This window comes from Mycolicibacterium fallax, from assembly GCF_010726955.1.
In the GTDB taxonomy this organism is placed as follows: Bacteria; Actinomycetota; Actinomycetes; order Mycobacteriales; family Mycobacteriaceae; genus Mycobacterium; species Mycobacterium fallax.
Genome location: NZ_AP022603.1, coordinates 239,300 through 262,311, shown reverse-complemented (window position 1 = coordinate 262,311; position 23,012 = coordinate 239,300). Strand labels below are relative to the sequence as shown.

Sequence of the window (23,012 nt, the reverse complement as noted above, 5' to 3'; positions counted from 1 at the left end):
CCCAGCGCTCAACCGGGTACGCCGCCACCGGTGTGTCGGGTACCGGAGCGCGCCCTCGGCGCCCGGCGGGGCCGGGGTTGGCAGCTCGGGCAGTAGTACGACGAGCGGTTCATGAACTTCTCCCGCCGGATGATCGCCCCGCACCGCCGGCACCCCTGGCCCTCGCGGCCGTAGGCGTTCAGCGACCGGTCGAAGTACCCGGATTCGCCGTTGACGTTCACATACAGCGAATCGAACGAGGTTCCGCCCTGAGAAAGCGCGTCGGTCATCACCGCGGCGGCGGCGTCGAGCACGGCGGCCAGCTTCGGCCGGGACAGCCCGTCGGCGAGCCGGGCGCCGTTGACCCGCGCCCGCCACAGTGCCTCGTCGGCGTAGATGTTGCCGATCCCGGAGACGACGGTCTGGTCGAGCAGTTGCCGTTTGATCTCGGAGTGCTTGCCGCGCAACACCTTCACCACGGCGTCGCGGTCGAAGGCCGGGTCCAGCGGGTCGGTGGCCAGGTGCGCGACCGGCTGCGGCACCTCGACCCCACCGACCTCGACGAGCTCGGCGACCTGCCAGCCGCCGAAGGTGCGCTGGTCGACGAAGCTCAGCGCGGTCCCGTCGTCGAGCAGCGCCGAGATTCGCACGTGTTCGGCGCGCGGTACCCCACCGAGCAGCATCTGGCCGCTCATGCCCAGGTGCACCACCAGTGCGCCGGACTCGCCGTCGTCGAGCAGCAGCCACAGGTATTTCCCGCGGCGGCCGGTTCCGGTGATCCGGGCGCCGCGCAGCCGACCGATCAGATCCGCGGCACCGCCCGGATGCCGGCGCACGGCCCGGGGGTGATGCACCCGCACGGTGGTGATGGTGCGTCCCACCACGTGGCCGGCCAGTCCGCGCCGCACCACCTCGACCTCGGGCAGTTCGGGCATCAGTCTCCCGCCGGGTTGCCTTCCAGGGCGGTCCAGGCCGCCGCGGCGGCCTTGAGTTCGGCCTCCTTTTTGGTACGCCCGGTGCCCTCGCCGTAGTCGGCGTCGGCGACCACCACGGTCGCGGTGAACTCCTTGTCGTGGTCGGGTCCGGTGGAGCTGACCAGGTAGCTGGGCGGACCGAGGCCGCGCCCCACGGTGAGTTCCTGCAGGCTGGACTTCCAGTCCAGCCCGGCACCCAGCGTCGGCGCGGTGTCGAGCAGTTCGGCGAAGATCCGCAGAATGACCACCCGCGCGGTGGCGATCCCATGCGCGAGATACACCGCGCCCAACAGGGATTCGACCCCGTCGGCCAGGATCGACGACTTGTCGGTGCCGCCGCTGCTGAGTTCGCCGCGGCCCAGCAGCAGGAACGCCCCCAGCCCGCCGTCGGTGAGGCCGCGGGCGACCTCCGCCAGCGCCTGGGTGTTGACCACGCTGGCCCGCAACTTGGCCAGATCCCCCTCGGTGCGGTCGGGGTGGCGGTGGTAGAGCTCGTCGGTGATGGTCAGGCCGAGCACGGCGTCGCCGAGGAACTCCAGGCGCTCGTTGGTGGGCAGCCCGCCGTTTTCGTAGGCGTAGCTGCGGTGCGTCAACGCCAGCGTCAGCAGGTCCTCGGGCAGCTCGACGCCGAGCGCGGCCAGCAGCGGTGTGCGGTCCTCAAGCATTGCCGCCACGGGGTTCGTCGGTGACGTCGAGGTCGGCCAACTTGGCCCAGCGCGGGTCGAGGATCTCGTGGTGGTGGTCGGGCTCGGCGGTGGCCAGCGCGATCCCGCAGTGCGGGCACAGGCCGGGGCAGTCCGGGCGGCACAGCGGTACGAACGGCAGGGCCAGCCCGACCGCGTCGACGACGCACTGCTCCAGGTCGACGGTGTCGTCAACGAGGTGGCCGACCTCGTCGGCCTCGGCGGTGGCCGCGGTGGCGCTGTCGGGATAGGCGAACAGCTCGGTCACCGAGATCTCGACGTCGTCGTCGAACGGAGTCAGGCAGCGCGAACACTCCCCGGCGATCGGCGCCGACACGGTTCCGGTGACCAGAACGCCCTCGGAAACCGATTCCAGCCGAAGATCCAGCCGCATCGGCGCACCCTCGGGCACCGCGATCAGGTCCAGTCCGATGCGCGACGGGCTGGACACCGTCTCGGCGCGGGTGATCAAGGCGCCGGGACGGCGGCCCAGCCTGGAGACGTCGAACCTCAGCGGATGTGCAGCAGGCATGGTCGGAATCCTACGTCGGTCGCAGGCCCCCCCGATCCGCCGTTACCGCTGCACGTAGTCGTGCGTGCCGGCGGCGGTGCGCAGCTGGTGCCGTCCACGGCCGACCGAGCGCAGCGTTCCGTTGAGATAGTCCTCGAACTCGGCGAGTTTGCTGTCGACGTAGATGTCGCATTCGCCGCGCAGTCGGTCGGCCTCGGCGTGCGCCGAGTCGACCAGTCGGGTGGCCTCGGCGGTCGCGGTGGCGACCACCTCGGTCTGGGACACCAGGCGCTGCTGCTCCTTGATGCCTTCCTGAACGGCCTTCTCGTAGGAGATGTTGCCGCTCTCGACGAGGCGGTCGGCCTCGGCCTTGGCGCGGGCCATGATCGACTCGTGGTCCCGCTTGGCGGTGGTGACCAGCCGGTTGGCCTCCTCGTGCGCCTCGGAGACCGAGCGGTCGCAGTGCGCGTGGGCCTCGGCGACCATCCGGTCGGCCTGGGCCTTGGCGTCGGCGAGCATCCGGTCGGCCTCGGCGCGGGCGTGGTTGACCATCGATTCGGATTCCGTGGTCGCCGAACCGACCATCTGGTCGGCGTGCGCCTTGGCCTCGCGCAGCATGCCGTCGCGGGCATCGAGCACGTCCTGGGCGTCATCGAGCTCGCCGGGGATGGCGTCCTTGATGTCGTCAAGCAGTTCCAGCACGTCGCCGCGCGGAACCACGCAGCCGGCCGTCATCGGCACGCCGCGGGCCTCTTCGACGATGGCGCCCAACTCGTCGAGCGCTTCAAAAACTCGGTACACGGCGCAGCCTCCACGATCTGTTAATGGTGTTACCAGTGTGCATGGTGTTACTGCTGTGACGTGGATTGTCGCGCCGGTGTGTCGCGGTCAGTTCCGCAGTTTCGCCGCCAGTCGCCGGTTGACCGCCTCCGGCAGCAGCGCCGACACGTCGCCGCCGAGGCTGGCGACCTCCTTGGCCAGCGAGGACGACACGAACGAGAATTCCGCGCTGGTGGCGACGAAGAAGGTGTCCACCCCGGCAACGTGCCGGTTCATCTGGGCCATCTGCAGCTCGTACTCGAAGTCGGTGCCGGTGCGCAGACCCTTGACGATCGCGGTCAGGCCGTGCGCCTTGACGAAGTCGACGACCAGCCCGGAACCGGACTCGACCCGGACGTTCGGCAGATGCGCGGTCGCCTCGGTGATCATCTCCATCCGCTCGGCCGCGGTGAACATGCCCTTCTTGCTCGGGTTCACCAGCACCGCGATGACCAGTTCGTCGAATTGGGCCGCGGCCCGTTCGAACACATCAACATGTCCCAGGGTTACGGGGTCGAAGGACCCCGGGCAGACCGCACCACTCATGGCTCAGGACGCTACAGGCACCCCCGGGTGCCGGGGCCGGCTCGCGGCCCCGGCGCACCACGGAATTTTCCCAGGGGACCCACAGAAAGCACCCAGCACTTAGCTTCTGCAAATGTGGAGAGGCATCATCGGGCACCAAAGACACATTCCCGCAATTTAATTCGACCAACTCCCCGGTGATCGCATTCCGACACGACGTCACGTTGACACGCTGCACGTTTGCCGCGGACACGTCATCAAGGAAACCGCAGAAACACGGTCATACACATCCTTCAAATGACTGAGAAACGCGGCTAGAATTTCACCCGTCCCACGGGTGGCCAGGGAGAACATATGGTCACATTTGATGAATTTTCCCGAATAGCCGCCCGGATCCACGGCGCCGTGCTCGCACCCCAGGACTGGCCGAGCGTGATGGTCGACATCCAGCTGCTGTTCGACGGCGGCACCGCCGGCCTGGTGGTCTCCGACGGGGCGAGCCGGGTGCCCCGCTGCACCTGCATGGCCGACGATGCCCGCACCGCCTACCAGGACTACTACCACCCGATCGACTACGTGCTTGCCGACGTGGAGGCCGGCCCGGTCGGCCTGATGGTGCCGGGCAGCGGACTCATCGCGCGGGCAGCCGGCTCGGAGTTCGACGTCGACTGGATGCGCCCGCACCGCTTCACCCGGGGATTCTTCGTCCGGCTGACCGCCGGCGGGGACAACGTCACCTTCCTGGTGGCCGGCGACGGGTCGCGGTTCGAGACCGCCGCTCGCGCCGCCGTCTTCGCGGCGCTGATCCCGCACGTACAGCAGGCCCTGCACATCGAACAGCGACTACACGGCCGGGTGTTGAACGCCGAAGACGCCGAGCGGGCCGCCGACAGCATCCAGCGCGGCCTGGTGTTACTGGACCGCGGCGGCGCGGTGATCCACGCGAACGCGGCGGCCGAGGCGATCCTGGAGCACAGCGACGGGCTCTCCCGGCGCGGCGGACGGTTGCGCATCGAGGAAACGTCCGGCCGGACGCGACTGCAGGCCGCCATCAGCGCCGCCGCGACACCCGGCGGGAGTACCGACCCGGCGGCCCAGTGGGTGCTCTGCAACCGGCCGTCCGGGAAACGCCCCTACCTGCTGCACGTGCTGCCCGCCGCCGACGGCGCCGTGCTCACGGTCGTCGTGGACCTCGACCTGCCGGTGAAGCCGCCCGCCGACGTGCTGCGCCGGATCTACGGGCTGACCCGGGCCGAGTCCGATGTCGCGGTCCGGATACTCGGGGGCAAGGGCCTGGCCCCGATCGCCGAGGAACTTTCGGTGTCACTGACGACGGTCCGCACCCACCTGCAGCGGATCTTCGACAAGACCGGCACCCACCGCCAGGCCGAGCTGGTCCGGCTGCTGCTGACCCTGTCCGGCTGACCGGGCTGGCCGTTAGCGGGCCTGCCGCTCGGCGATCTCCAGCCGGGTGTCGCCGTAGCGGCGTTCCTTCCACGGCGCCCAGCCGACCGGCCAGGTCAGCCGCGGACCGGTGTTCGGCCGCTCCACCACCACGACGGTGCCCGCCCCGGCCCAGCCGTTGCCGGTCAGATCCACCAGCAGGGCCTCGATGTCGGCGGCCGCGACGTCGTAGGGCGGGTCGGCGAACACCAGATCCATCGCCATCGGCGCCTCGGCGCTGAGCAGCGACGCCGCCGTGCCGCGGTGCACCGAAGCCCCCGAAACCCGCAGCGCAGCAATGTTTTCCACTATCACCGCGGCCGCCCGCGGATCCGATTCGACGAACACCGCACCGGCCGCGCCGCGGGACAGCGCCTCCAGCCCGAGCGCGCCGGACCCGGCGTAGAGATCGAGCACCGCCAGCCCGTCGAAATCCAGCCGGGCAGCCAGCACGTTGAACAACGACTCACGCACCCGGTCGGTGGTGGGCCGGGTCCCCCGCGGCGGCACCGCGATCCGTCGCCCGCCGGCCGCGCCGCCGATGATCCGGGTCAGCGGATCACCGCCAGCAGTTCCCCGCCCTCGACCGGGCCGTCGGCGCCGGCGAGGGCAAGAACCCCCGGCCTCGGCGCGGTGATACCGGCCTCCATCTTCATCGCCTCGACGATCGCGATGGTCTGGCCGGTGCACACCGCCGCGCCGTCGGGCACCAAGAACGTCAGCGCACCGGCGAACGGCGCCGCCACCCGGGTACCCCCGGATGCCGATACCTCGACGGTCACCGATTGTCTCCTCTGCACCAGGCGGCTAGATCAGGGTGGACCAGTAGGCCCAGAACCGCACCAGGATCATCAGGACGACGGCGGTGAACCACAGCACCACCAACGGCCAGCGCCACTGGTACAGCACGCGCGCCACCGGATTACCGGCCAGCGGCCGCAACGTGATGCAGGCGACGACGACCAGCAGCGGAATGGTGATCGACCAGACCACCATGCAGTACGGGCAGAGCATCCCGATCCGGTACAGGCTCTGGAAGATCAGCCATTGCACGAAGCCCGCGCCCATGGCGGTGCCGGCCAGCAGACCCGACCAGTACCAGCGCGGCAGCCGGACACCGCCGACGGCCAGCACACCGGTGGCGATGACGATCGGAAACGCGACCAGGCCCATCAGCGGGTTCGGGAAGCCCAGCACCGCGGCCTGCGCCGACTCCATCACCGAACCGCACGCCATCACCGGGTTGAGGCTGCACGACGGCACGTACCGCGGGTTGATCAGCATCTCGATCTTCTCCACCGACAGCACGAAGGAGGAGATCAGGCCGATCACGCCGGCGATCAGGATGTACCAGGCGCTCGCCTTGCCGACCGGTACCGCGTCGCGTTCGTTCCGCGCGTCGGTCGGTTCGGTCACCTCAACCTCGGTCACGAGGCCGGCTTGGCCGCGGCCTGCAGGCCCGGGACGTCGCCCACGATGTCGGTGATCTTGGCGATGAACTCGTCCGGGCTCAGGAACATGCCGTTCTTGTCGCTGACCGCGACATCCTCGCCGTTGATCCGGATGGTCGGGGTGCCGGTGATGCCGGCCGCCCGGGCCAGCCCCTGGACCATGTCGTTGTTGCGGCCCGCATTGATGCACTCGGGCACCTTGCCGACGACGCCGGCCTGGCGGGCCAGCTCGATCAGCGCCTTGTCGTCCGGGGTCGCCGCGGCGCCTTCGGCGGGCTGCTGGGCGAACAGCGCGGCGTGGAAGCGTTGGAACGCCTCCTTGGTCGGGGTGGTGTCCTCGGCGGCCACGCAGAACGCGGCGTTGGCAGCCCGGGTGGAAAAGCGCGTGCTGGAGGCCTGGTCCATGATCGACACCGGGTAGTAGTCGACGGCCGCCGCACCGCTGTCCACGATCTTGCCCAGCGTGGAACCGAGGCTCTTCTCGAATGCACCGCAGTGCGGGCAGTGGAAGTCCTCGTACACCGAGATGACGGCCTTCGGATCGGAGCTGCCCTCGGCAGTGATGACGGTGGGGCTCACCGCCCGAATGGCCACCACCTCACCGGCGGCCCGCTGCCGCTCGCCGTTGACCAGGATGTAGCCGACCAACGCCACGGCGAAGACGACGACCAGCCCGGTCAGGCCGATCTTCACCCACATGTCACGCTTGCTCTCCGCGGAGCGCAGGTCGTACTTCGCGTTCTTCTTCGATTTGGCTGCCACTGGCGGGAAATCCTCGTGCTCGGCGGAAGGGGGGCCCTAGGTGAGGGCAGCTCCAGGGTACCCGGAGGGTCAGCGGCTCAGGTGGGCCCGCAGCGCAGAGTTGACGTCGGCGATGGCGCGGCTGACGCCGCCGCCGAATCCGTTGAAGTTGACGAACGCGTGGATCATCGAGCCGTAGCGACGCTGATCGACCGGCACCCCCGCCTCGCGCAGCCGCTGCGCGTAGGCCTCGCCCTCGTCGCGCAGCGGGTCGAACCCGGCGGTGATCACCAGTGCGGGCGGCAGCCCGGAGAGGTCCTCGGCCCGCAGCGGCGAGACCCGGATGTCGGTCGGCGACACCGACGATCCGCCCAGGTAGCAGTCCATGAAGAAGTCGATGTCCAGGGCGGTGAGCAGGAAGCCGGACCCGAACAGGCCGCGGGAGCGGGTGGTCGCGGTGGCGTCGGTCACCGGGTAGAGCAGCAGCTGCAGCGCGGGCAGCGGGTCGCCGTTGTCGCGCGCCTGCCGGGACACCACGGTGGCCAGGCAGCCCCCGGCACTGTCGCCGCCGACGGCGATCCGGGCGGGGTCCGCGCCGAGCTCGTCGGCGTGCGCGACCGCCCACAGGTAGGCGGCGTAGCAGTCGTCGACGGCGGCGGGCGCCTGGTGTTCGGGGGCCAGCCGGTAGTCGATGGACAACACGTCGACGTCGGCGTCGTGGCAGATCAGCCGGTAGCTGCCGTCCCAGCCGTCCAGGCTGCCCAGTACCCAGCCCCCGCCATGGAACGCGACCAGCAGGGGCCGCGGGTCCGGGCCGGGGTCGGCGGGCCGGTAATGCCGAGCGGCGATCGGACCGGCCGGGCCGGGAATGGTCACCTCGGTGCTGGTCACCCCGGAGTCGGGGCCGCCGGCGAACTTGACGGTGGCGTCGTGCACGCCGCGCCGGCTGGCGGCCACGTCGTCGTCGATGACCAGGCCCTGGTGGCCGCTGATCCGGTAGCCGGCCAAGAACGCCTGCAGTGTCGGATCCAGGGTGTTGCCGTCGATGACCACGGCCCGGCCACCGGAGCCCAACCGCTTGAGCGGCGCGGGGACGGTGCGCAGGATCGACGGGAGCGCCCGATTCGCCACCCGCAGAATCGGCTCGGGCAGCCGGCGTCGCGGCCTCAGGGAGATCGTCACAGTTACCGACCGTATCGGCACCGGCCAGCGCCGGGGTGAATCCGGTCACTAAAGTCTGATCGTCAGGCCGATCCGCGTGTCCAGCCGGTCGGCGTCCGGTCAATCGCAGGTGGGGTGACATGTCGGGAACGACGGCTGCACGCATCGAGCTCAACGACGGCAACACCATGCCGGTTCTCGGCCTGGGCGTCGGCGGGCTGTCGGAATCCGAGGCCGAGCGGGCGGTGTCGGCCGCGCTCGAACACGGCTACCGGCTGATCGACACCGCGGCCTCCTACCACAACGAGGCCGGCGTCGGCCGCGCCATCGCGGCGTCCGGGATTGCGCGGGAAGAGCTGTTCATCACCTCGAAGCTGGCCAACGCCGACCAGGGCTTTCAGAGTTCCCAGGACGGCTGCAAAGCCAGTTTGGACGCCCTCGGCCTGGACTACCTGGACCTGTACCTGGTGCACTGGCCGGCCGCCGCAAACGGCAAGTACGTCGACAGCTTCGCCGGCCTGCTGGGGATGCGCAGCCAGCAGCTGACCCGATCGGTCGGCGTCGCGAACTTCACCGCCGAGTACCTGTCCAAGGTCATCAAGTTGGTCTACACGGTGCCCGCGGTGAACCAGATCGAGCTGCACCCGCTGCTCAACCAGTCCGAGCTGCGCGCGCTGCACGCCGAACGCGGCATCGTCACCGAGGCCTACAGCCCGCTGGGTGTGGGCCAGCTGCTCGACAATGCGGTGCTGACCGCCATCGCCGCCGACCACGGCCGGACCCCGGCGCAGGTCGCGCTGCGGTGGAACCTGCAGCTGGGCAACGTGGTGATCCCCCGGTCGGTGTCCGCCGAGCGGATCGAGCAGAACTTCGCGGTGTTCGACTTCGAGTTGAGCGAGGCGGAGATGGACCGGATCACCGCGCTGAGCGACGGCACCCGGTACCGCCCGGACCCGGTCAGCTACACCGGTCCCTGAGTTCAGCCGGCCGGGCAGGTCGCGGCCGCCTCCCGCAGCGCGTCCGCGGACGGCTGGTCGACGGGGAGTCGGTAACCGCGCAGCACCTCGATGAACTGCATGGCGTACTGGCACCAGAACGCGCGGTTGGGCGGCATCCACCGGCCGGGCGGCAGATCGCCCTTGTCCTGGTTGGCCTGGCCCTGCACCGCCAGCAGGTTGGCCGGGTCGTTGGCGAACCGCACCCGCAGTCCCTCCGGCCAGTCCCGGGCACCCATGTCCCAGGCGTAGGCCAGCGGGACGATGTGGTCGATCTGCACCGCCTGCCCGACCTTCGCGCCGCGGGTGAAGTCGACGGTGGCGTTGGTGTAGGGGTCGTGCAGCACCCCGGTGGCGACGGCGTCCGGGCAGCGTTTGATGGCCGTGTAGGTCTTGTCGACCAGGTCGCGATTGAGGATGTCGTTGCGGGTGTCGCAGCCGTTGTGGCCGCCGGGTGCGTCGTTTTCGTCGGTCCAGGCCTGCCCGTAGGCGGCGCGCCGGTAGTCGTAACCACGAATCCGCTGCGGCAGCACGGTGATGCCGGCCAGTACGTCGGTGCCCGCGGTCACCGTCGGAACGTCGGCCTCGGCCGCGAACGACGCCGATCGCTTGTTGGCGGCGAGCACCACCTGCACCGCCACCACGACGGCCAGCACGGTGGCGAGGATCAGCCAGAGCCGCACCGCGGGCTTCATGACTTGTCCAGGTATTCGATGCGTTCGTGTTCGACGAAGTGCGCGGCCAGCCGGTCCATTCCGGGATGGTTGGACAGGGTGGGGTCGTCGGCGACGATCTCATCGCAGAGCAGCCGTGCGGTCTCGATGATCTCCCGGTGCTCCAGCAGCGAGAGCAGCCGCAGCCCCATCCCCTGCCCGGACTGGTCGCGGCCCAGCACGTCACCTTCGCGCCGCTCGGCCAGATCCAGGTCGGCCAGGGCGAAGCCGTCGAGGGTGTCGGCGACCGCCTCCAGCCGCCGCCCGGCCCGCGACGTCGGCGGCAGCTTGGTCTCCAACAGGCACAGGCTGGCGTGCTCGCCGCGGCCGATCCGCCCGCGCAGCTGGTGCAGCTGGCTGATGCCGAACCAGTCGGCGTCGAGCACCACCATGACGGTGGCGTTCGGCACGTCGACCCCGACCTCGATCACCGTGGTGCAGACCAGCACGTCCACCTCGCCGGCGCGGAAGGCGGTCATCACGGCGTCCTTCTCCTCGCCGCTGAGCTTGCCGTGCATCAGCCCCAGCCGCAGGCCGCGCAGTTCCCGGATCCCCAGCCGCTCATACAGCGGCAGCACCGCGGTGGCCTGGCGGGCGCCCTCGCGGTCCTTCGGTGCGTCGGTGTCGCCGTCGTCGGGATGGCGGGCGTCGTCGTCCTCATCGATCCGCGGTGCCACCACGTAGGCCTGCCGGCCCCGCTCGACCTCCTCGCGGATCCGCTCCCAGGCGCGGTCCAGCCAGGACCGCTTGACCTTGGAGAAGATGACCTTGGTGGTGATGGGCTGGCGCCCCTTGGGCAGCTCGCGCAGCGTCGAGATGGCCAGGTCGCCGTACACCGTCAGCGCGATGGTCCGCGGGATCGGGGTGGCGGTCATCACCAGCAGGTGCGGGCTGATCCCGCCGGTGGCCTTGGCGCGCAGGGTATCTCGCTGTTCGACGCCGAACCGGTGCTGCTCGTCGACGACGACCATCCCGAGCTGGGCGAACTCCACCGCGTCCTGCAGCAGCGCGTGAGTGCCGATCACGATGCCGGCCTGCCCGGACGAAATCTCCTCGCGCACCTCGCGTTTCTGCGCCGCGGTCATCGAGCCGGTCAGCAGCGCCACCCGGGTGGCGTGCTCGGCGCCGCCGAGCTGGCCGGCCATCGCCAATGGCCCCAGCATGTTGCGCATCGACCGGGCGTGCTGTTCGGCCAGCACCTCGGTCGGCGCGAGCAACGCGCACTGATAGCCCGCATCGACCAGCTGCGCCATCCCCAGCAGCGCGACGACCGTCTTGCCCGAGCCCACCTCGCCCTGCAGCATCCGGCTCATCGGCCGGGTGGCGGCCAGCTCGGTGGAGATCACATCGAGCACCTCCAACTGCCCATCGGTGAGCTGGAAGGGCAACCGGGACAACAGGTCCGCCCGGACCCCGGAGTCCTTCAGCGGCGCCGCGGGGCCACTCTCGGAGAGCTCGCCGTACCGGCGCCGGGCCAGCGCCCACTGCAGGCCGACGGACTCGTCGAACCGGATCCGGTGGATGGCGCGATCCCGCTCGATCGCGTTCTCGGCCAGGTGGATCGCGCGCAGCGCCTCGTCCTCGGACATCAGATCGAAGCGCCGCACAACCCAGTCCGGCAGCGGATCCTCGACCGGGTCGAGCACCGCGAGCACCTGGCGCACGCACAGATAGATGTCCCAGCTCTGCAGTTTGGCGGCCGCGGAATAGATCGGCAGCGAATCACGCCGGAACGCGTCGAGCCCAGTGACCCCGTCGGCGTCCTTGGCCGCCGCCGACAACCGCACCATCGCGCGGCTGCCCTTGCCCTCCTGCCCGTTGGGTGATTCCAGGATCAGGAAATGCGGGTGGGTCAGCTGCAGGTCGCCCCGAAACTTCTTGATCTCCCCGGAGATCATCACCTTGGCACCCTCGGCCAGCAGGTTCTTCGTATAGTTCGCGTTGAAGAACGTCGCGGTCAGTTTCGGTTCGCGGTAGCCGAGGTTGACCACGAGATACATCTTCGCCGGTTTGCGGTTGGTCCACCGCGCGCTGACCCCGGTGATGGTCTCGACGAACGTGACGTGGTCGCCCTCCTGCGGCGGCCGGTCGTCCTCGCTGAGCACGGTGGAGCCCTGGATGTACTTGCGCGGGTAATGCCGCAGCAGGTCGTTGACGGTGCGGATACCGAAGTGCTGCTCCAGCGGTTCGGCCGCCTTGGCCCCGAGCACGTAGTCGAGCCGGTCATCGAGTCCGGCCACTATTCGACCCCCACCAGGACCGCGTCGCCATGGTGCCCGGTCCGGTAGCAGACCAGCTCGGCGCCCAGGTGATGCCGGCCGACGTGGTCGGCCAGCGCGTCCCCGACCTCGTCGTCGACGCCGTCGCCGAGCAGCACGGTGACCAGTTCGCCGCCGCCGGCGAGCATCAGGTCGACCAGTCCCCGGGCGGCCGCACCGATGTCGTGGCGGACGACGAGCACCTCGTCGCCGGCGATGCCCAGGCCGTCTCCGACGTGGCAGGGACCGACCCAGGTCAGCGCATCCTCGGTGGCCCGGCGCACCGACCCGTACCGGGTGGCGCCGGCCGCCTGGGCCATCGCGTAGCCGTCGTCGACGGCGCGGCGTGCCGGATCGTGCACGGCGAGGGCGGCCAGCCCCTGCACCATCGAGCCGGTCGGCAGCGGCACCACGTCGATGCCCCAGCCGATGGCCGCCGTGCAGCCCGCGACGAGTTCCTCCACCGCGATGTAGCCGTTGGGCAGCACCATCACCTTGGCCGCGCCGGTGTCCACGACGGCGCGCAGCAGCTGGTGGGCGCTGACGAACGGGCCGTCGGCGGTGCGTTCGGGTCGCAGCACCACCGCGCCCTCGGCACCGAACAGTCCCTCGGCACCGTCGCCATCGACCACGGCGAGCACCGCGCGGTCCCGCGCCCAGCCGGCCGGGGCGACCTCGGAGCCCGGGCCACTGAGCGCGGCGATCCGGATCCGCGACAGCGTGCCGAGGGCCAGGCCTGCCTCGATCGCCGCGCCGGCGTCATCGGTGTGCACGTGCACGGAGTGGTCGCCGCCGGGCCCGGCGCCCTCGGCAGCGATGACGACGGAGTCGGCGAGATCCTCCAGGCTCCGGCGCAGGCCGGGCCCGGCCGCGGCGGGCATGCCGCTCAGGGTGTACATCACCTCAAAGGCGGGCGGCCCGGGCACCGGAAGCGGGTCCGCAGCGGGCGCCGGGCACGGGTCCGGCCGGCCCGCCGGCGGGTTCGGCTGATAGCGCGGCCGCGGCACCGGCGGGTGGCCGGTGACGGCCGCCCGCAGCGCGTCGAGCAACACCAGCAGTCCGCGGCCGCCGGCGTCGACGACACCGGCCTCGGCCAGCACCGCGAGCTGTTCGGGGGTGCGATCGAGGGCAACCGCGGCGGCCTCGGCAACGGCTGCCAGGGTCACCGGCAGGCTGTCGTCGGCGCCGGCCTCGGCGGCCGCGGCGGCGGCCTGCAGGACCGAGACGACGGTCCCGTCGATCACCTCGCCACCCATCGCGGCCACCACTGTCGCCACCGCGTGGCGCAGCGCAGCTGCCAGACCCGCGGAATCGATGGCGCCCGACCCGTCTGGGCCCGCCGCCCGCGCCGCGGTGACCTCGGCAAGGCCGCGCAAGATCTGGGACAGGATCACCCCGGAATTACCGCGGGCGCCGCGCAGCGCCCCGGCGGCCAGCGCCCCCGACACCGCCACCACGTCACCGGCCGGGGCCTGCGCGTCGACCTCGGCGACCGCGGCACGCATGGTGAACAGCATGTTCGTGCCGGTGTCGGAGTCGGCGACCGGGAAGACGTTGAGCCGATTGATCTCGTCGGCGTGGCCGATCAGGTCGCCGACGCTGGCGTGTGCCCACTGCCGCAGCACCGTGCCGTCGAGCCGACGTTCCGACATGCCCGCGCCGCCTCCCAATCCGATCGGTTGTCGGCCCAGCCTAGCCACCCGCCCCGACATCCCCGACTCCGGATTTTGGCCTTTTCCACATCCTCACCTATTCTGGTCAGGTTGTCGGGCCACCCGAGCAGGTTGTTGGCCCCCAAGTATCGACTTCGAGGAGTGCTACACATGGCTGCCGTCTGCGACATCTGCGGAAAGAGCCCCGGCTTCGGCAAGTCGGTGTCCCACTCGCACCGGCGCACCAACCGGCGCTGGAACCCGAACATCCAGGTCGTGCACTCGGTTGACCGCCCGGGCGGCAACAAGAAGCGCGTCAACGCCTGCACCTCCTGCATCAAGGCCGGCAAGGTCCTGCGCGGCTGAGGTCGTCCTTCCCGGGCGATCCCAGCGCATCAGCGCCCCCTCACCGTTCGCGGTGGTGGGGCGCTTTTCGCGTCCCTCCCCCGGCTAGGGCAGCTGCCAGTCCACCGGTTCGGCGCCGGCCTCGCGCAGCAGGGCGTTGGCCCGGCTGAACGGGCGGGAACCGAAGAACCCGCGGGAGGCCGACAGCGGCGACGGGTGTGGGGACTCGATCACCGCGCAGCGCGGCCCGAGCATCGGTTTGAGGGTGCCGGCATCGCGGCCCCACAGGATCGCGACGTAGGGCGCCGGGCGCTCGGCCAGCGCCCGGATCGCGCACTCAGTGACCGCCTCCCAGCCCTTGCCGCGATGCGAGGCCGGGGTGCCCGGGCTGACCGTCAGCACCCTGTTGAGCAGCATCACCCCGCGTCGGGCCCACGGCGTCAGATCCCCGTTGGACGGCTTCGGCAGCCCCAGGTCCGCGCTGTACTCGGTGAAGATGTTCACCAGGCTGCGCGGCAGCGGTTGTACCTCGGGGGCGACCGAGAAGCTCAGGCCCATGGCGTGCCCCGGGGTCGGGTAGGGGTCCTGTCCGACGATCAGCACCCGGACCGCGTCGAAGGGAAAGGTGAACGCCCGCAACACGTTCTCCCCCGCAGGCAGATAGCCGCGGCCCTGACCGAGTTCGCCGCGCAGAAACGTGCCCAGCTCGGCGACGCGGTCGCCGACCGGGGCCAGCGCCGACGCCCAGCCCGGGTCGATCAACTCGGCCAGCGGTCGCGGTCCGGACGTCACCGATGTCGCAGCGGGTTCGCTCACCCGCTCAACCTACCGTCGGTGAACTCAGCCGAACGAGTCCCAGCCCGGCCGGCCGGTCCACCCGCCGCCGTCAACGGTGACCCCGTCGTGCTCGGCGGTGACCGCCCCGATCAGCCGCCAGCCCTGCGGTAGGACCGCGGCGGCCGGGAAGCAGGCCACCAGCGCGTGGTCCTCTCCCCCGCCGAAGATCCACGCCCACGGGTCGGCGCCCAGCGCCACCGCGGCCGCCGTCAGGGCGTCGCGGTCGGCCGCCAGTCGCGCGGTGTGCAGGTCGATCCCTACGCCGGAGGCCGCCGCCAGTTGGCGCAGATCGATGATCAGCCCGTCGGAGACGTCGGTCATCGCCGTCGCCCCGGCCCGCGCCGCGCGGGCACCCTGACCGTAGGGCGGCTGCGGGACCAGGTGGCGGTCCACCAGCGCGGCCAGCGCGGGCTCGGCGGCGCCGGCGTCCAGCAGCGCGTAGCCGGCGCCGGATCGGCCCAGCTCGCCGGCCACCGCGACGACGTCCCCGGCGCTCGCCCCCGACCGCAGCACCGCGGGCCGTCCGGCCAGGTCGCCGAGGGCGGTCACCGAAACCGTCCACTGCGGGCTGGCCACCAGGTCGCCGCCGATGATCGACGCCCCGGCCCGGGCGGCCTCGGCGGACAACCCGTCGGACAGCGCGGTGACCGCGCTGGCGGGGGTGTCGACGGGGGCGCCGAAGGCGACCAGGAACCCGGTGGGCACCGCGCCCATCGCCTCGATGTCCGCGGCGTTCTGCGCGATCGCCTTGCGCCCGACCTGTTCGGGACTCGACCAGTCCAGCCGGAAGTGCCGGCCCTGCACCAGCATGTCGGTGGAGGCGACGACCCGGCCGTCGGGGGCGTCGAGCACCGCGGCGTCGTCACCGGGCCCAACTCGCACCGCATCGCCGTGCCGCCGACCGGCGGTGATGGCGTCGATGACGGCGAATTCGCCGAGTTCGCCGAGGGTCGGGCCTTCGGTCACGTCACCTCCTGGTCGGGGTGGCCTGCGGTAGGTTGCTTCAGCACCCGGGCCGACGGGTCCGAGTATCGCACTGCACGGGCGAGGAGACAGCGATGACCGACGACGACGAGTCCACCCCGGCGAAGCCGCTCGTCGAGCCCGCCGACGGACCGCCGCGCCCGGTGGTCGCGATCGCGCTGGTGCTGGGGGTGGCGGCGGTCCTGACCATCATCGTGATCGCGCTGAATCGGCAGCCCAGCCAGGGGCCGGTGCCGGTGGCCACGCTGCCCGCGCCGCAGGCCGGCTCCGCCGACTGCACGGAACTGCTCGCCGCCGCGCCGCAGTCGCTCGACGACTACCGGCGCGCGGAGATTCTGGAGCCGGCCCCGGCCGGGGTGCTGGCCTGGCGCAGCGACACCGGCCAGCTCCCGGTCATCATGCGCTGCGGGCTGGACCGCCCCGGCGATTTCGTGGTCGGCGTGCCGCTGCAGGTGGTCAATGATGTGCAGTGGTTTCGGGTCGCCGACGCCGGGCTGGTGAGCTGGTTCGCGGTCGATCGCCCGGTGTACATCGCGCTCACCCTGCCCGACGGCTCGGGTCCCGGCCCGATCCAGCAGCTGTCGGTGGCGATCGCCGAGTCGCTGCCGGCCCGGCCGATCGATCCGGGCCCGCCGCGCTGAGCGCCCCCGCCCGCAGACCGGGCCCCCTCCGCCAGGGAGGGGGCCCGGTGCTGGTTTGCGGCGAGAACTAACTGTCCGAGCCGCCGCTGCTCGAGCCGCCCTTGCTTGAGCCGCCCGAGGAGCCGCCGCTGCTCGAGCCGCCGCCCGAATCCTTGCTGCTGCCGGAGGACTCGCTCTTGGTGGACTCGCTCTTGGTGGACTTGGTCAGGCCGGTCGCCTTCTTGACCCCGTCGGTGACCTTCTGGATCGAGGTGGTGATCCGGTCGTTGACCTTGGCGATCCGCTCCTGCGCCTTGGCCCTGCGCTGCTCGGACTTGGAGACCGTCTTGGTCACGGCGTCCGTGGCGTCCTTGGCCTCCGCGGCGGTGTCGCTCAGCTCCTTCTTGGCGTCGACGACGCGCTCGGGAGCAGAAACCGCCGCCTCAGGAGTGTCGGTCGTGGACCGCAGGGTCGTCACGGCGGTGTCGTTGCCCTTGCTGTTGCCCGCCTCGTCGACCTTGGTGACGAGCTCATCCTTGCCGACCTCGTCCTTGGCGCCCTCAACCTTGGCGACCTCGACCTTGGCGTTGCCGCCCGGGGTCAGGGATTTGAGGTTCAGGCCCGAGGTCAGGCTGGACGCATTCAGCCCGGAGAACAGCGACCGCTCGGTCTCGGGATCATTGTCGATTGCCTTGCCCACCGACAGTCCCATCCCGGTCAGCGCCTGGTAGATCAGGCCGCCGGGATGCTGCGGGGTCTTGCCATCGGACTTGGGCGCGCCGAGCGGCGCAAACAGCCCGGGCCACGAAACCACCGGGACGCAGGCATTGCCGCCGGTGCACGTTTCCTTGTCGGTAGCCGAGTAATCGAACCCGTTGAACAGGGCATTGATCGTCATCCCCGGGCTGTTGACCAGCACGTTGATCGCCGTCTCGGGCTCGCCGGCCTGAATGGCCTGGACCAGTTCGGCGACGTTGCGGGAGACCTCGTAGGGCACGCCGGCAAACGCCGCGAAGCTCGAGTAGAACAGCCCGGACTGGATGTTCGTCTTGTTCGCCAGCGCGCTGAACGCGTTGGAGACGTTCTGCACCAGCTGACCGGGGATGCCACGGTTGGTGCTCGTCGTCGTGTACGGAGTGCCGTCCGCCAGTGTCGCAACGGTGTTGGGCACCGCCTGCGCGCCATCGGTGTCCGCTGCAACCACGTTGCCGGCGGCATCCTTATAGTGCACGGCGTCCGTGGTCAGCGCACCGTCGGGGGCGTTGTACCACTTGGTGGTGACGGTGGTGTCCATGATCAGGCCGCCGAGTTGGGTTGTCGCAACCGTGTTGCTGTACAGCACCAAGGCGTTGAACTCTTGGTAGGCCCGGAAGATGTCGCCCTTCTGCAGGGCGATCATCGCGTTGGTGCCGTAGACGTAGCCGTTGCCGGCGCCCACCCGGTTCCCCTTGATCAGGTAGCCGTTCTCGTCGTGCTCGGCCTGGCCCGGCTTGACCGTGCCCTCGGCGAAGAAGCCGTCCATGTTGGTCTGGATCTTCTCGAAGGCGGTACCGATCCGGTCGGCGTAGCCCAACTGGTTCGCGGCGACCTGGCTGAGCAGCGGGAACGGATTGGCCATGAAGGACTCGCCGAGCCCGGTCAGGTTCTCGCCGGTGATGCCGAGGATGCCGCCGTAGACATCCAGCGGGGAATCCGTCACCAGCGGGTTGGGCGTGTAGCCGGCCGTCAGGGCCACGTCACGATGCTGTGCGGCCACCAGGTTCGGGCCCGCGGCGACCGGGGTGATCGCGATGGCGCTCGCGCCGATGGCGGCCACGCCCGCGACGGCGAGCCTTCTCTTGCGGCTGAGCGCCCGCGGAACGGCGGGACCGGAGCCGTCGTCGGCCCCGGTCTGGAGTGCATGCTGCACTGAGATCTCCTCGTCTCGATTCGATGTCACGGGATGGTGACGACGCTGAAAGTTAGCTTAGGATTACCTGAGAAACAATAGGTACGCCTAGCCTTACTCCCACGCGCGACCGCGCAGCAAACTTCTTCGTGATGCAAGCAGATCAGGCCCCGCCGCGGGGGCCTACGTTTTCGGATACGTCCCGGGTTCAAACGGGTAATACGTTGTCGCACAACATAATCAACGAGACCGAAATTGTCGAAAACTCAGCGCCGATACCGCCGGAAAGCCCGAAAGGGCCGGATCGGCGCCGTCGAAGCCAACTAAGACCGACCGGCGCCGGGAAACTTATCGCCGGCCCAACCCGGCGTGTCGTCTCAGCGCAGTCCGGTGCCGCGGGCGACGGCGGTGTCGACCATCGCGGCGAGCAGAGCGGGGTAGTCGACACCGCTGGCGGCCCACATCCGCGGGTACATCGAGATGGTGGTGAACCCGGGCATGGTGTTGATCTCGTTGATCACCGGGCCGTCGGCGGTGAGGAAGAAATCCACCCGGGCCAGACCCTGTCCGTCGATCGCCCGGAACGCCCGGATCGCCAACTCCCGAATCCGATCGGCCATCGCCGGCTCGACGTCGGCGGGCACATCGAGTTCGGCGGCATCCACCAGGTACTTGGTGGCGAAGTCGTAGAAGCCGTCGGCGGGCCCGCCGTCGGCGGCGACCCGGATCTCCCCGAGCGCGCTGGCCCCCAGGCGCCCGTCCGGGAACTCCAGCACCCCGCACTCCACCTCGCGGCCGATCACCGCCGCCTCCACGATGACCTTCGGGTCATGGGCACGAGCCTCGGCGATCGCCGCGGCCAACCCGGCGGCGTCGGTCACCCGCGACACCCCGATCGACGATCCGCCGCGCGCGGGTTTGACGAACATCGGGAATCCCAACCGCGCGACCTCGGCGTCGCTGAGCGCCGCCCGGTCCGGGCGCAGCACCACGTAGTCACCGATCGGCAGCCCGTCGGCCGCAAGGAGCTTCTTGGTGAACTCCTTGTCCATCCCGGCCGCACTGGCCAACACCCCGGCCCCCACATACGGGACCCCGGCCAACTCCAGCAATCCCTGGATGGTGCCGTCCTCGCCATACGGGCCGTGCAACACCGGAAACACCACATCCACCGACGCCAGCACCGCCCCGGGATCGCGGCCCACCGACAGCAACTCGCCGCGGCGGGTCGGGTCGGCCGCCAGCATCAGCGCGGTACCCGAATCGGTGGTCACCTCCGGCAGCTGCCCGTCGACGATCGCCAGCTTCTCCGCGGTCGCGGTGCTGAGCACCCAGCAACCCGCCGGGGTGATCCCCACCGGAATCACCTCGAACCGCGCGGGGTCCAGATTCCGCAGAATGCTGCCCGCCGACACACAGGAAATGGCGTGCTCAGAGCTGCGCCCACCGAACACAACGGCAACACGAATACGGTTCTCGGCGCTCACAAGACAAACAGGCTACCGTGACCGTGCTCGAGCCCGGTTCAGCCCAGTGCGCGGCCGAAATCGGCCAGCAGGTCGTCGGTGTCCTCGATGCCCAGCGAGATCCGGGCGAACCCGTCGCCGACCGGATCACCCCACCGGGCCCGACGGTCGACCGAGGTGTGCATGCCACCGAAGCTGGTCGAGGCCACCAGCAGGTCGCTGCGGGCCACCAGTGCGTGCACGGCGGCGGCGTCGGCCAGTTCGACCGACACCAGCGAACCGAAATGCTGCATCTGCGCGCACGCCACCGAGTGACCGGGATGATCGGGCAGGCCCGGGTAACGCACCGACCGCACCGCCGGGTGCCCGGTCAGCATGGTGGCCAGCGCCTGGGCGTTGGCACACTGACGTCCGTAGCGCAGTCCGGCGCCGGCCAGGCTGCGCAGCAGCAGCCAGGTGTCGAACGCGCCGAGCACCGCACCGGTCAGCAGCCGTTCCCGCGCCAGGGCGGCCATCAGTTCACCCCGACTGGCCGCCAGGTAACCGCCGAGCAGGTCGCTGTGGCCCGACAGCGCCTTCGTCGCGCTGGCCACCACCAGGTCCGCGCCGCAGGCCAGCGGCTGCTGCGCCAGCGGGGTGGCCGCGGTGTTGTCGACGATCAGGCGCGCACCGCGGCCGCGGCACAGCCTCGCCAGCCGGTGCAGGTCGACGACGTCCAGGGTCGGGTTCACCGGGGTCTCGGCGAGCACCACATCGGCCCGCTCGGCCGCCTCGAAGATTTCCGCGTGATCGGCCTCGACGACGGTAACCCCCAGTGGAGCAAGCGATTCCGCGGCGAAGCGGCGGACCTGGTAATAGCCGTCGGCCGGCACGACGAGCACACTGCCGGGCCGGACCAGGACCCGCAGCGCGGCCGTCACCGCGGCCATCCCGGATCCAAACACCAGCGCCTCGGCTGCACCCTCGAGCTCGGCGATGCCGGCCTCCAGCTGCCGCCAGGTCGGGTTGGACGCCCGGCCGTAGGTGTCCAGCTCGGCGGATTCGTCGGCGGACAGGTGGTACGCCGACACCGGCACCGGGCCCGGGGCCACCGGCCGTCCCGGCTGCGCCGGCGGGGTGGCCGCCTTCAGCGTTCGGGTGGAGTCGCCGTAGCGGCGCGGCAGCGTGCTCATCACTCGGGTTTGGTACGCCGCCCCAGCAGCAGGGCGATCGCCTGGTTGACCGACAGCCCGTGGTGGCAGACCCGGGCGACCGCATCGGTGAGCGGCATCTCGACGCCGTAACTCGAGGCCAGCGCCAGCACCGACTGGCAGCTGGCGAAGCCCTCGGCGACATGACCCTCGCCGGCCTTGCGGGCCTCCTCGATGGTCATCCCCTGGCCCAGCCGTCGACCGAAGGAGAAGTTGCGCGAATGGCGCGACGTGCAGGTCGCCACCAGATCCCCGACCCCGGCCAGCCCGGCCAGCGTCGTCGGCTGCGCCCCCAAGGCCATGCCCAGTCGCATGATCTCGGCCAGCCCGCGGGTGATGATCGCCGCCGCGGTGTTCTCGCCCAGCCCGATGCCGTTGGCCATCCCGCAGGCCAGCGCGATGACGTTCTTGCAGGCCCCGCCGATCTCGGCGCCGACGACGTCGGTGTTGGTGTACGGCCGGAAGTAGCCGGTGTTCAGCGCGCGCTGCAGTTCCACCGCGCGCCCGGAGTCGGTGCAGGCCACCACGGTGGCCGCGGGCTGCCCCTCGGCCACCTCACTGGCCAGATTCGGCCCGGACAGTACCGCGATCTGATTGATGTCGAACCCGCTCACCTGCTGAATCACCTGGGTCATCCGCATCAGGGTGCCCAGTTCGATGCCCTTGGCCAGGCTGACCAGGGTGGCGTCGGGGTCCAGCAGCGGCACCCACTGCTCCAGGTTGGTCCGCAGCTGCTGGGCCGGGACGCCGAGCAGCACGGTCGTGACGCCGCCCAGCGCGGCCGCCGGATCGGAGGTGGCCCGCACTCCGGGAGGCAGCGCGATGCCGGGCAGGTAGTCCTCATTGCGGGCGGTGGCGTTGATCGCCTCGGCCAGCTCGGGCCGGCGGGCCCACAATCGCACGTCGATCCCGCCGTCGGCGAGCACCTTGGCCAGCGCCGTTCCCCAGGCGCCCGCGCCCATCACCGTCGCGGTCCGCACAGTGCCGGCCATAGCTCCCCATCATTTCGTCCGCCGGGCCAACGCGACCCGAAGTCCGGGGCACGCAAATGCCTCCGGCGCTCGTCAGCGTACCGACCGGCACTGGCAGGATGGCCAGCATGAGCCGCACCCCACCCGGGATCCCCGGCGATACCGCCGTGGTCATCGCGGTCAAGCGGTTGGCGGCCGCCAAGACCCGGCTGTCTGCGCAGTTCTCCGCCGACGCGCGCGAGGAGTTGGTGCTGGCGATGCTGCTGGACACCGCCGCCGCGGCCACCCGGGTGCTCGGGGCGGCCGCGGTCACGGTGGTCACCCCGGACCGGGCGGTGACCAGCGCGGTGGCCGACCTCGGGATGCTCGCGCTGGCCGATCCGACACCGCCGGGACATCCCGATCCGCTCAACAACGCCCTGCGCGCCGCGGTCGCCCACATCACCGCACGCGGTGCTCGGCCACGCAACGTGGTCATCCTGCAGGGTGATCTGCCCGCGCTGCGATCCAGCGAGCTCGCCGACGCCCTGGACCGGGCCGAGGCGCACCCACGCAGTTTCGTCGCCGACCGGCATCGCACCGGAACCGCGGCGCTGTTCGCCTTCGGGGTGCCGTGCGAGCCGCACTTCGGTGCCGACTCGGCGAGCCGGCACCGGAACTCCGGCGCGGTGGAACTGACCGGCGATTGGCCGGGCCTGCGCTGCGATATCGACACCTCCGAGGACCTGGCGGCCGCCGCGCGGATCGGGCTGGGCCCGGCCACACGAGCCGTCGACGAGCGGTCATCGACACGCTCCTAGCGACCG

At 70.7% G+C, this 23,012-nt stretch carries 24 protein-coding genes; 5 read left to right on the top strand and 19 right to left on the bottom strand.

Annotation, left to right across the window (positions count from 1 at the left end):
- Window positions 1–8 precede the first annotated feature (8 nt).
- The 5 genes from mutM to coaD form a co-directional block, all read right to left on the bottom strand.
- Window positions 9–914 (bottom strand): bifunctional DNA-formamidopyrimidine glycosylase/DNA-(apurinic or apyrimidinic site) lyase, encoded by a 906-nt coding sequence (gene mutM, locus G6N10_RS01220; RefSeq protein WP_085093691.1) that lies wholly within the window; start codon window positions 912–914, stop codon window positions 9–11.
- Window positions 914–1,618 (bottom strand): ribonuclease III, encoded by a 705-nt coding sequence (gene rnc, locus G6N10_RS01215; RefSeq protein WP_085093689.1) that lies wholly within the window; start codon window positions 1,616–1,618, stop codon window positions 914–916. Before rnc ends, mutM begins: the two co-directional genes overlap by 1 nt.
- A complete protein-coding gene (locus G6N10_RS01210) occupies window positions 1,611–2,168 on the bottom strand; it encodes a YceD family protein (RefSeq protein ID WP_179962804.1) in 558 nt (185 codons plus the stop codon). The genes rnc and G6N10_RS01210 overlap by 8 nt, the downstream gene beginning before the upstream one ends.
- 42 nt (window positions 2,169–2,210) lie before the next feature.
- Window positions 2,211–2,948: a cell division protein SepIVA gene (gene sepIVA / locus G6N10_RS01205; protein ID WP_085093687.1), complete on the bottom strand. Its 738-nt coding sequence runs from the start codon at window positions 2,946–2,948 to the stop codon at window positions 2,211–2,213.
- 87 nt (window positions 2,949–3,035) lie between these two features.
- A complete protein-coding gene (coaD, locus tag G6N10_RS01200) occupies window positions 3,036–3,512 on the bottom strand; it encodes a pantetheine-phosphate adenylyltransferase (RefSeq protein WP_085093685.1) in 477 nt (158 codons plus the stop codon).
- Between the two features lie 333 nt (window positions 3,513–3,845).
- Here coaD and G6N10_RS01195 point away from each other — a divergent pair, with 333 nt between their 5' ends.
- The gene (locus G6N10_RS01195; RefSeq protein WP_085093683.1) at window positions 3,846–4,916 is read left to right on the top strand and encodes a helix-turn-helix transcriptional regulator; all 1,071 of its coding nucleotides are present in this window, start codon (window positions 3,846–3,848) and stop codon (window positions 4,914–4,916) included.
- Between the two features lie 12 nt (window positions 4,917–4,928).
- On the opposite strand, the gene rsmD is transcribed toward G6N10_RS01195, so the two are convergent.
- The 5 genes from rsmD to G6N10_RS01170 all read right to left on the bottom strand — a co-directional run bounded on the left by rsmD (window position 4,929) and on the right by G6N10_RS01170 (window position 8,308).
- Window positions 4,929–5,489 (bottom strand): 16S rRNA (guanine(966)-N(2))-methyltransferase RsmD, encoded by a 561-nt coding sequence (gene rsmD / locus G6N10_RS01190; protein ID WP_085093888.1) that lies wholly within the window; start codon window positions 5,487–5,489, stop codon window positions 4,929–4,931.
- A complete protein-coding gene (locus G6N10_RS01185) occupies window positions 5,486–5,716 on the bottom strand; it encodes a biotin/lipoyl-containing protein (RefSeq protein ID WP_234810449.1) in 231 nt (76 codons plus the stop codon). The genes rsmD and G6N10_RS01185 overlap by 4 nt, the downstream gene beginning before the upstream one ends.
- A 25-nt stretch (window positions 5,717–5,741) precedes the next feature.
- A complete protein-coding gene (locus G6N10_RS01180; protein WP_179962864.1) occupies window positions 5,742–6,350 on the bottom strand; it encodes a vitamin K epoxide reductase family protein in 609 nt (202 codons plus the stop codon).
- Between the two features lie 11 nt (window positions 6,351–6,361).
- On the bottom strand, window positions 6,362–7,147 hold the full coding sequence (locus G6N10_RS01175) for a DsbA family protein (protein WP_085093677.1): 786 nt from the start codon (window positions 7,145–7,147) through the stop codon (window positions 6,362–6,364).
- Between the two features lie 69 nt (window positions 7,148–7,216).
- Window positions 7,217–8,308, bottom strand: coding sequence for an alpha/beta hydrolase (locus G6N10_RS01170; protein WP_179962803.1), 1,092 nt, complete (start codon window positions 8,306–8,308; stop codon window positions 7,217–7,219).
- A 119-nt stretch (window positions 8,309–8,427) separates the two neighbouring features.
- Between G6N10_RS01170 and G6N10_RS01165 the strand changes: the two genes are divergently transcribed.
- Window positions 8,428–9,264 (top strand): aldo/keto reductase, encoded by an 837-nt coding sequence (locus tag G6N10_RS01165; RefSeq protein WP_085093673.1) that lies wholly within the window; start codon window positions 8,428–8,430, stop codon window positions 9,262–9,264.
- Between the two features lie 2 nt (window positions 9,265–9,266).
- Here the strand turns inward: G6N10_RS01165 and G6N10_RS01160 are convergent, their stop codons facing one another.
- From G6N10_RS01160 to G6N10_RS01150, 3 genes are read right to left on the bottom strand one after another with little or no spacing between them, the layout of a single operon-like run.
- On the bottom strand, window positions 9,267–9,977 hold the full coding sequence (locus tag G6N10_RS01160) for an HNH endonuclease family protein (protein WP_085093671.1): 711 nt from the start codon (window positions 9,975–9,977) through the stop codon (window positions 9,267–9,269).
- Window positions 9,974–12,235 carry an ATP-dependent DNA helicase RecG gene (recG, locus tag G6N10_RS01155; protein WP_085093669.1) on the bottom strand — a complete coding sequence of 754 codons (2,262 nt, stop codon included), beginning with the start codon at window positions 12,233–12,235 and terminating at the stop codon, window positions 9,974–9,976. The genes G6N10_RS01160 and recG overlap by 4 nt, the downstream gene beginning before the upstream one ends.
- Window positions 12,235–13,905, bottom strand: a complete 1,671-nt coding sequence (locus tag G6N10_RS01150; RefSeq protein ID WP_085093667.1) for a fatty acid kinase ATP-binding subunit FakA — start codon at window positions 13,903–13,905, stop codon at window positions 12,235–12,237. Before G6N10_RS01150 ends, recG begins: the two co-directional genes overlap by 1 nt.
- Before the next feature lie 171 nt (window positions 13,906–14,076).
- Between G6N10_RS01150 and rpmB the strand changes: the two genes are divergently transcribed.
- Window positions 14,077–14,271 (top strand): 50S ribosomal protein L28, encoded by a 195-nt coding sequence (rpmB, locus tag G6N10_RS01145; RefSeq protein WP_085093665.1) that lies wholly within the window; start codon window positions 14,077–14,079, stop codon window positions 14,269–14,271.
- An 84-nt stretch (window positions 14,272–14,355) separates the two neighbouring features.
- Here the strand turns inward: rpmB and G6N10_RS01140 are convergent, their stop codons facing one another.
- Window positions 14,356–15,042, bottom strand: coding sequence for a uracil-DNA glycosylase (locus G6N10_RS01140; RefSeq protein WP_085093886.1), 687 nt, complete (start codon window positions 15,040–15,042; stop codon window positions 14,356–14,358).
- 48 nt (window positions 15,043–15,090) lie between these two features.
- Entirely contained in the window at window positions 15,091–16,053 is a 963-nt protein-coding gene (locus tag G6N10_RS01135; protein WP_085093663.1) for a thiamine-phosphate kinase, read from the bottom strand.
- A gap of 92 nt (window positions 16,054–16,145) precedes the next feature.
- Here G6N10_RS01135 and G6N10_RS01130 point away from each other — a divergent pair, with 92 nt between their 5' ends.
- Complete coding sequence (locus tag G6N10_RS01130) at window positions 16,146–16,712, top strand: DUF3515 domain-containing protein (RefSeq protein WP_085093661.1); 567 nt, start codon at window positions 16,146–16,148, stop codon at window positions 16,710–16,712.
- A gap of 67 nt (window positions 16,713–16,779) precedes the next feature.
- Here the strand turns inward: G6N10_RS01130 and G6N10_RS01125 are convergent, their stop codons facing one another.
- From G6N10_RS01125 to G6N10_RS01110, 4 genes are all read right to left on the bottom strand, one after another.
- The gene (locus tag G6N10_RS01125; RefSeq protein ID WP_085093659.1) at window positions 16,780–18,600 is read right to left on the bottom strand and encodes a hypothetical protein; all 1,821 of its coding nucleotides are present in this window, start codon (window positions 18,598–18,600) and stop codon (window positions 16,780–16,782) included.
- A gap of 356 nt (window positions 18,601–18,956) precedes the next feature.
- The gene (locus tag G6N10_RS01120; RefSeq protein ID WP_085093657.1) at window positions 18,957–20,066 is read right to left on the bottom strand and encodes a D-alanine--D-alanine ligase family protein; all 1,110 of its coding nucleotides are present in this window, start codon (window positions 20,064–20,066) and stop codon (window positions 18,957–18,959) included.
- A gap of 38 nt (window positions 20,067–20,104) precedes the next feature.
- Window positions 20,105–21,208 (bottom strand): cystathionine gamma-lyase, encoded by a 1,104-nt coding sequence (locus tag G6N10_RS01115; RefSeq protein ID WP_109750427.1) that lies wholly within the window; start codon window positions 21,206–21,208, stop codon window positions 20,105–20,107.
- Between the two features lie 8 nt (window positions 21,209–21,216).
- Entirely contained in the window at window positions 21,217–22,227 is a 1,011-nt protein-coding gene (locus tag G6N10_RS01110; RefSeq protein WP_085093653.1) for an NAD(P)H-dependent glycerol-3-phosphate dehydrogenase, read from the bottom strand.
- Between the two features lie 98 nt (window positions 22,228–22,325).
- On the opposite strand from G6N10_RS01110, the gene cofC reads away from it, so the two are divergent.
- Window positions 22,326–23,006 (top strand): 2-phospho-L-lactate guanylyltransferase, encoded by a 681-nt coding sequence (gene cofC, locus G6N10_RS01105; protein WP_109750411.1) that lies wholly within the window; start codon window positions 22,326–22,328, stop codon window positions 23,004–23,006.
- Window positions 23,007–23,012: the final 6 nt, after the last annotated feature.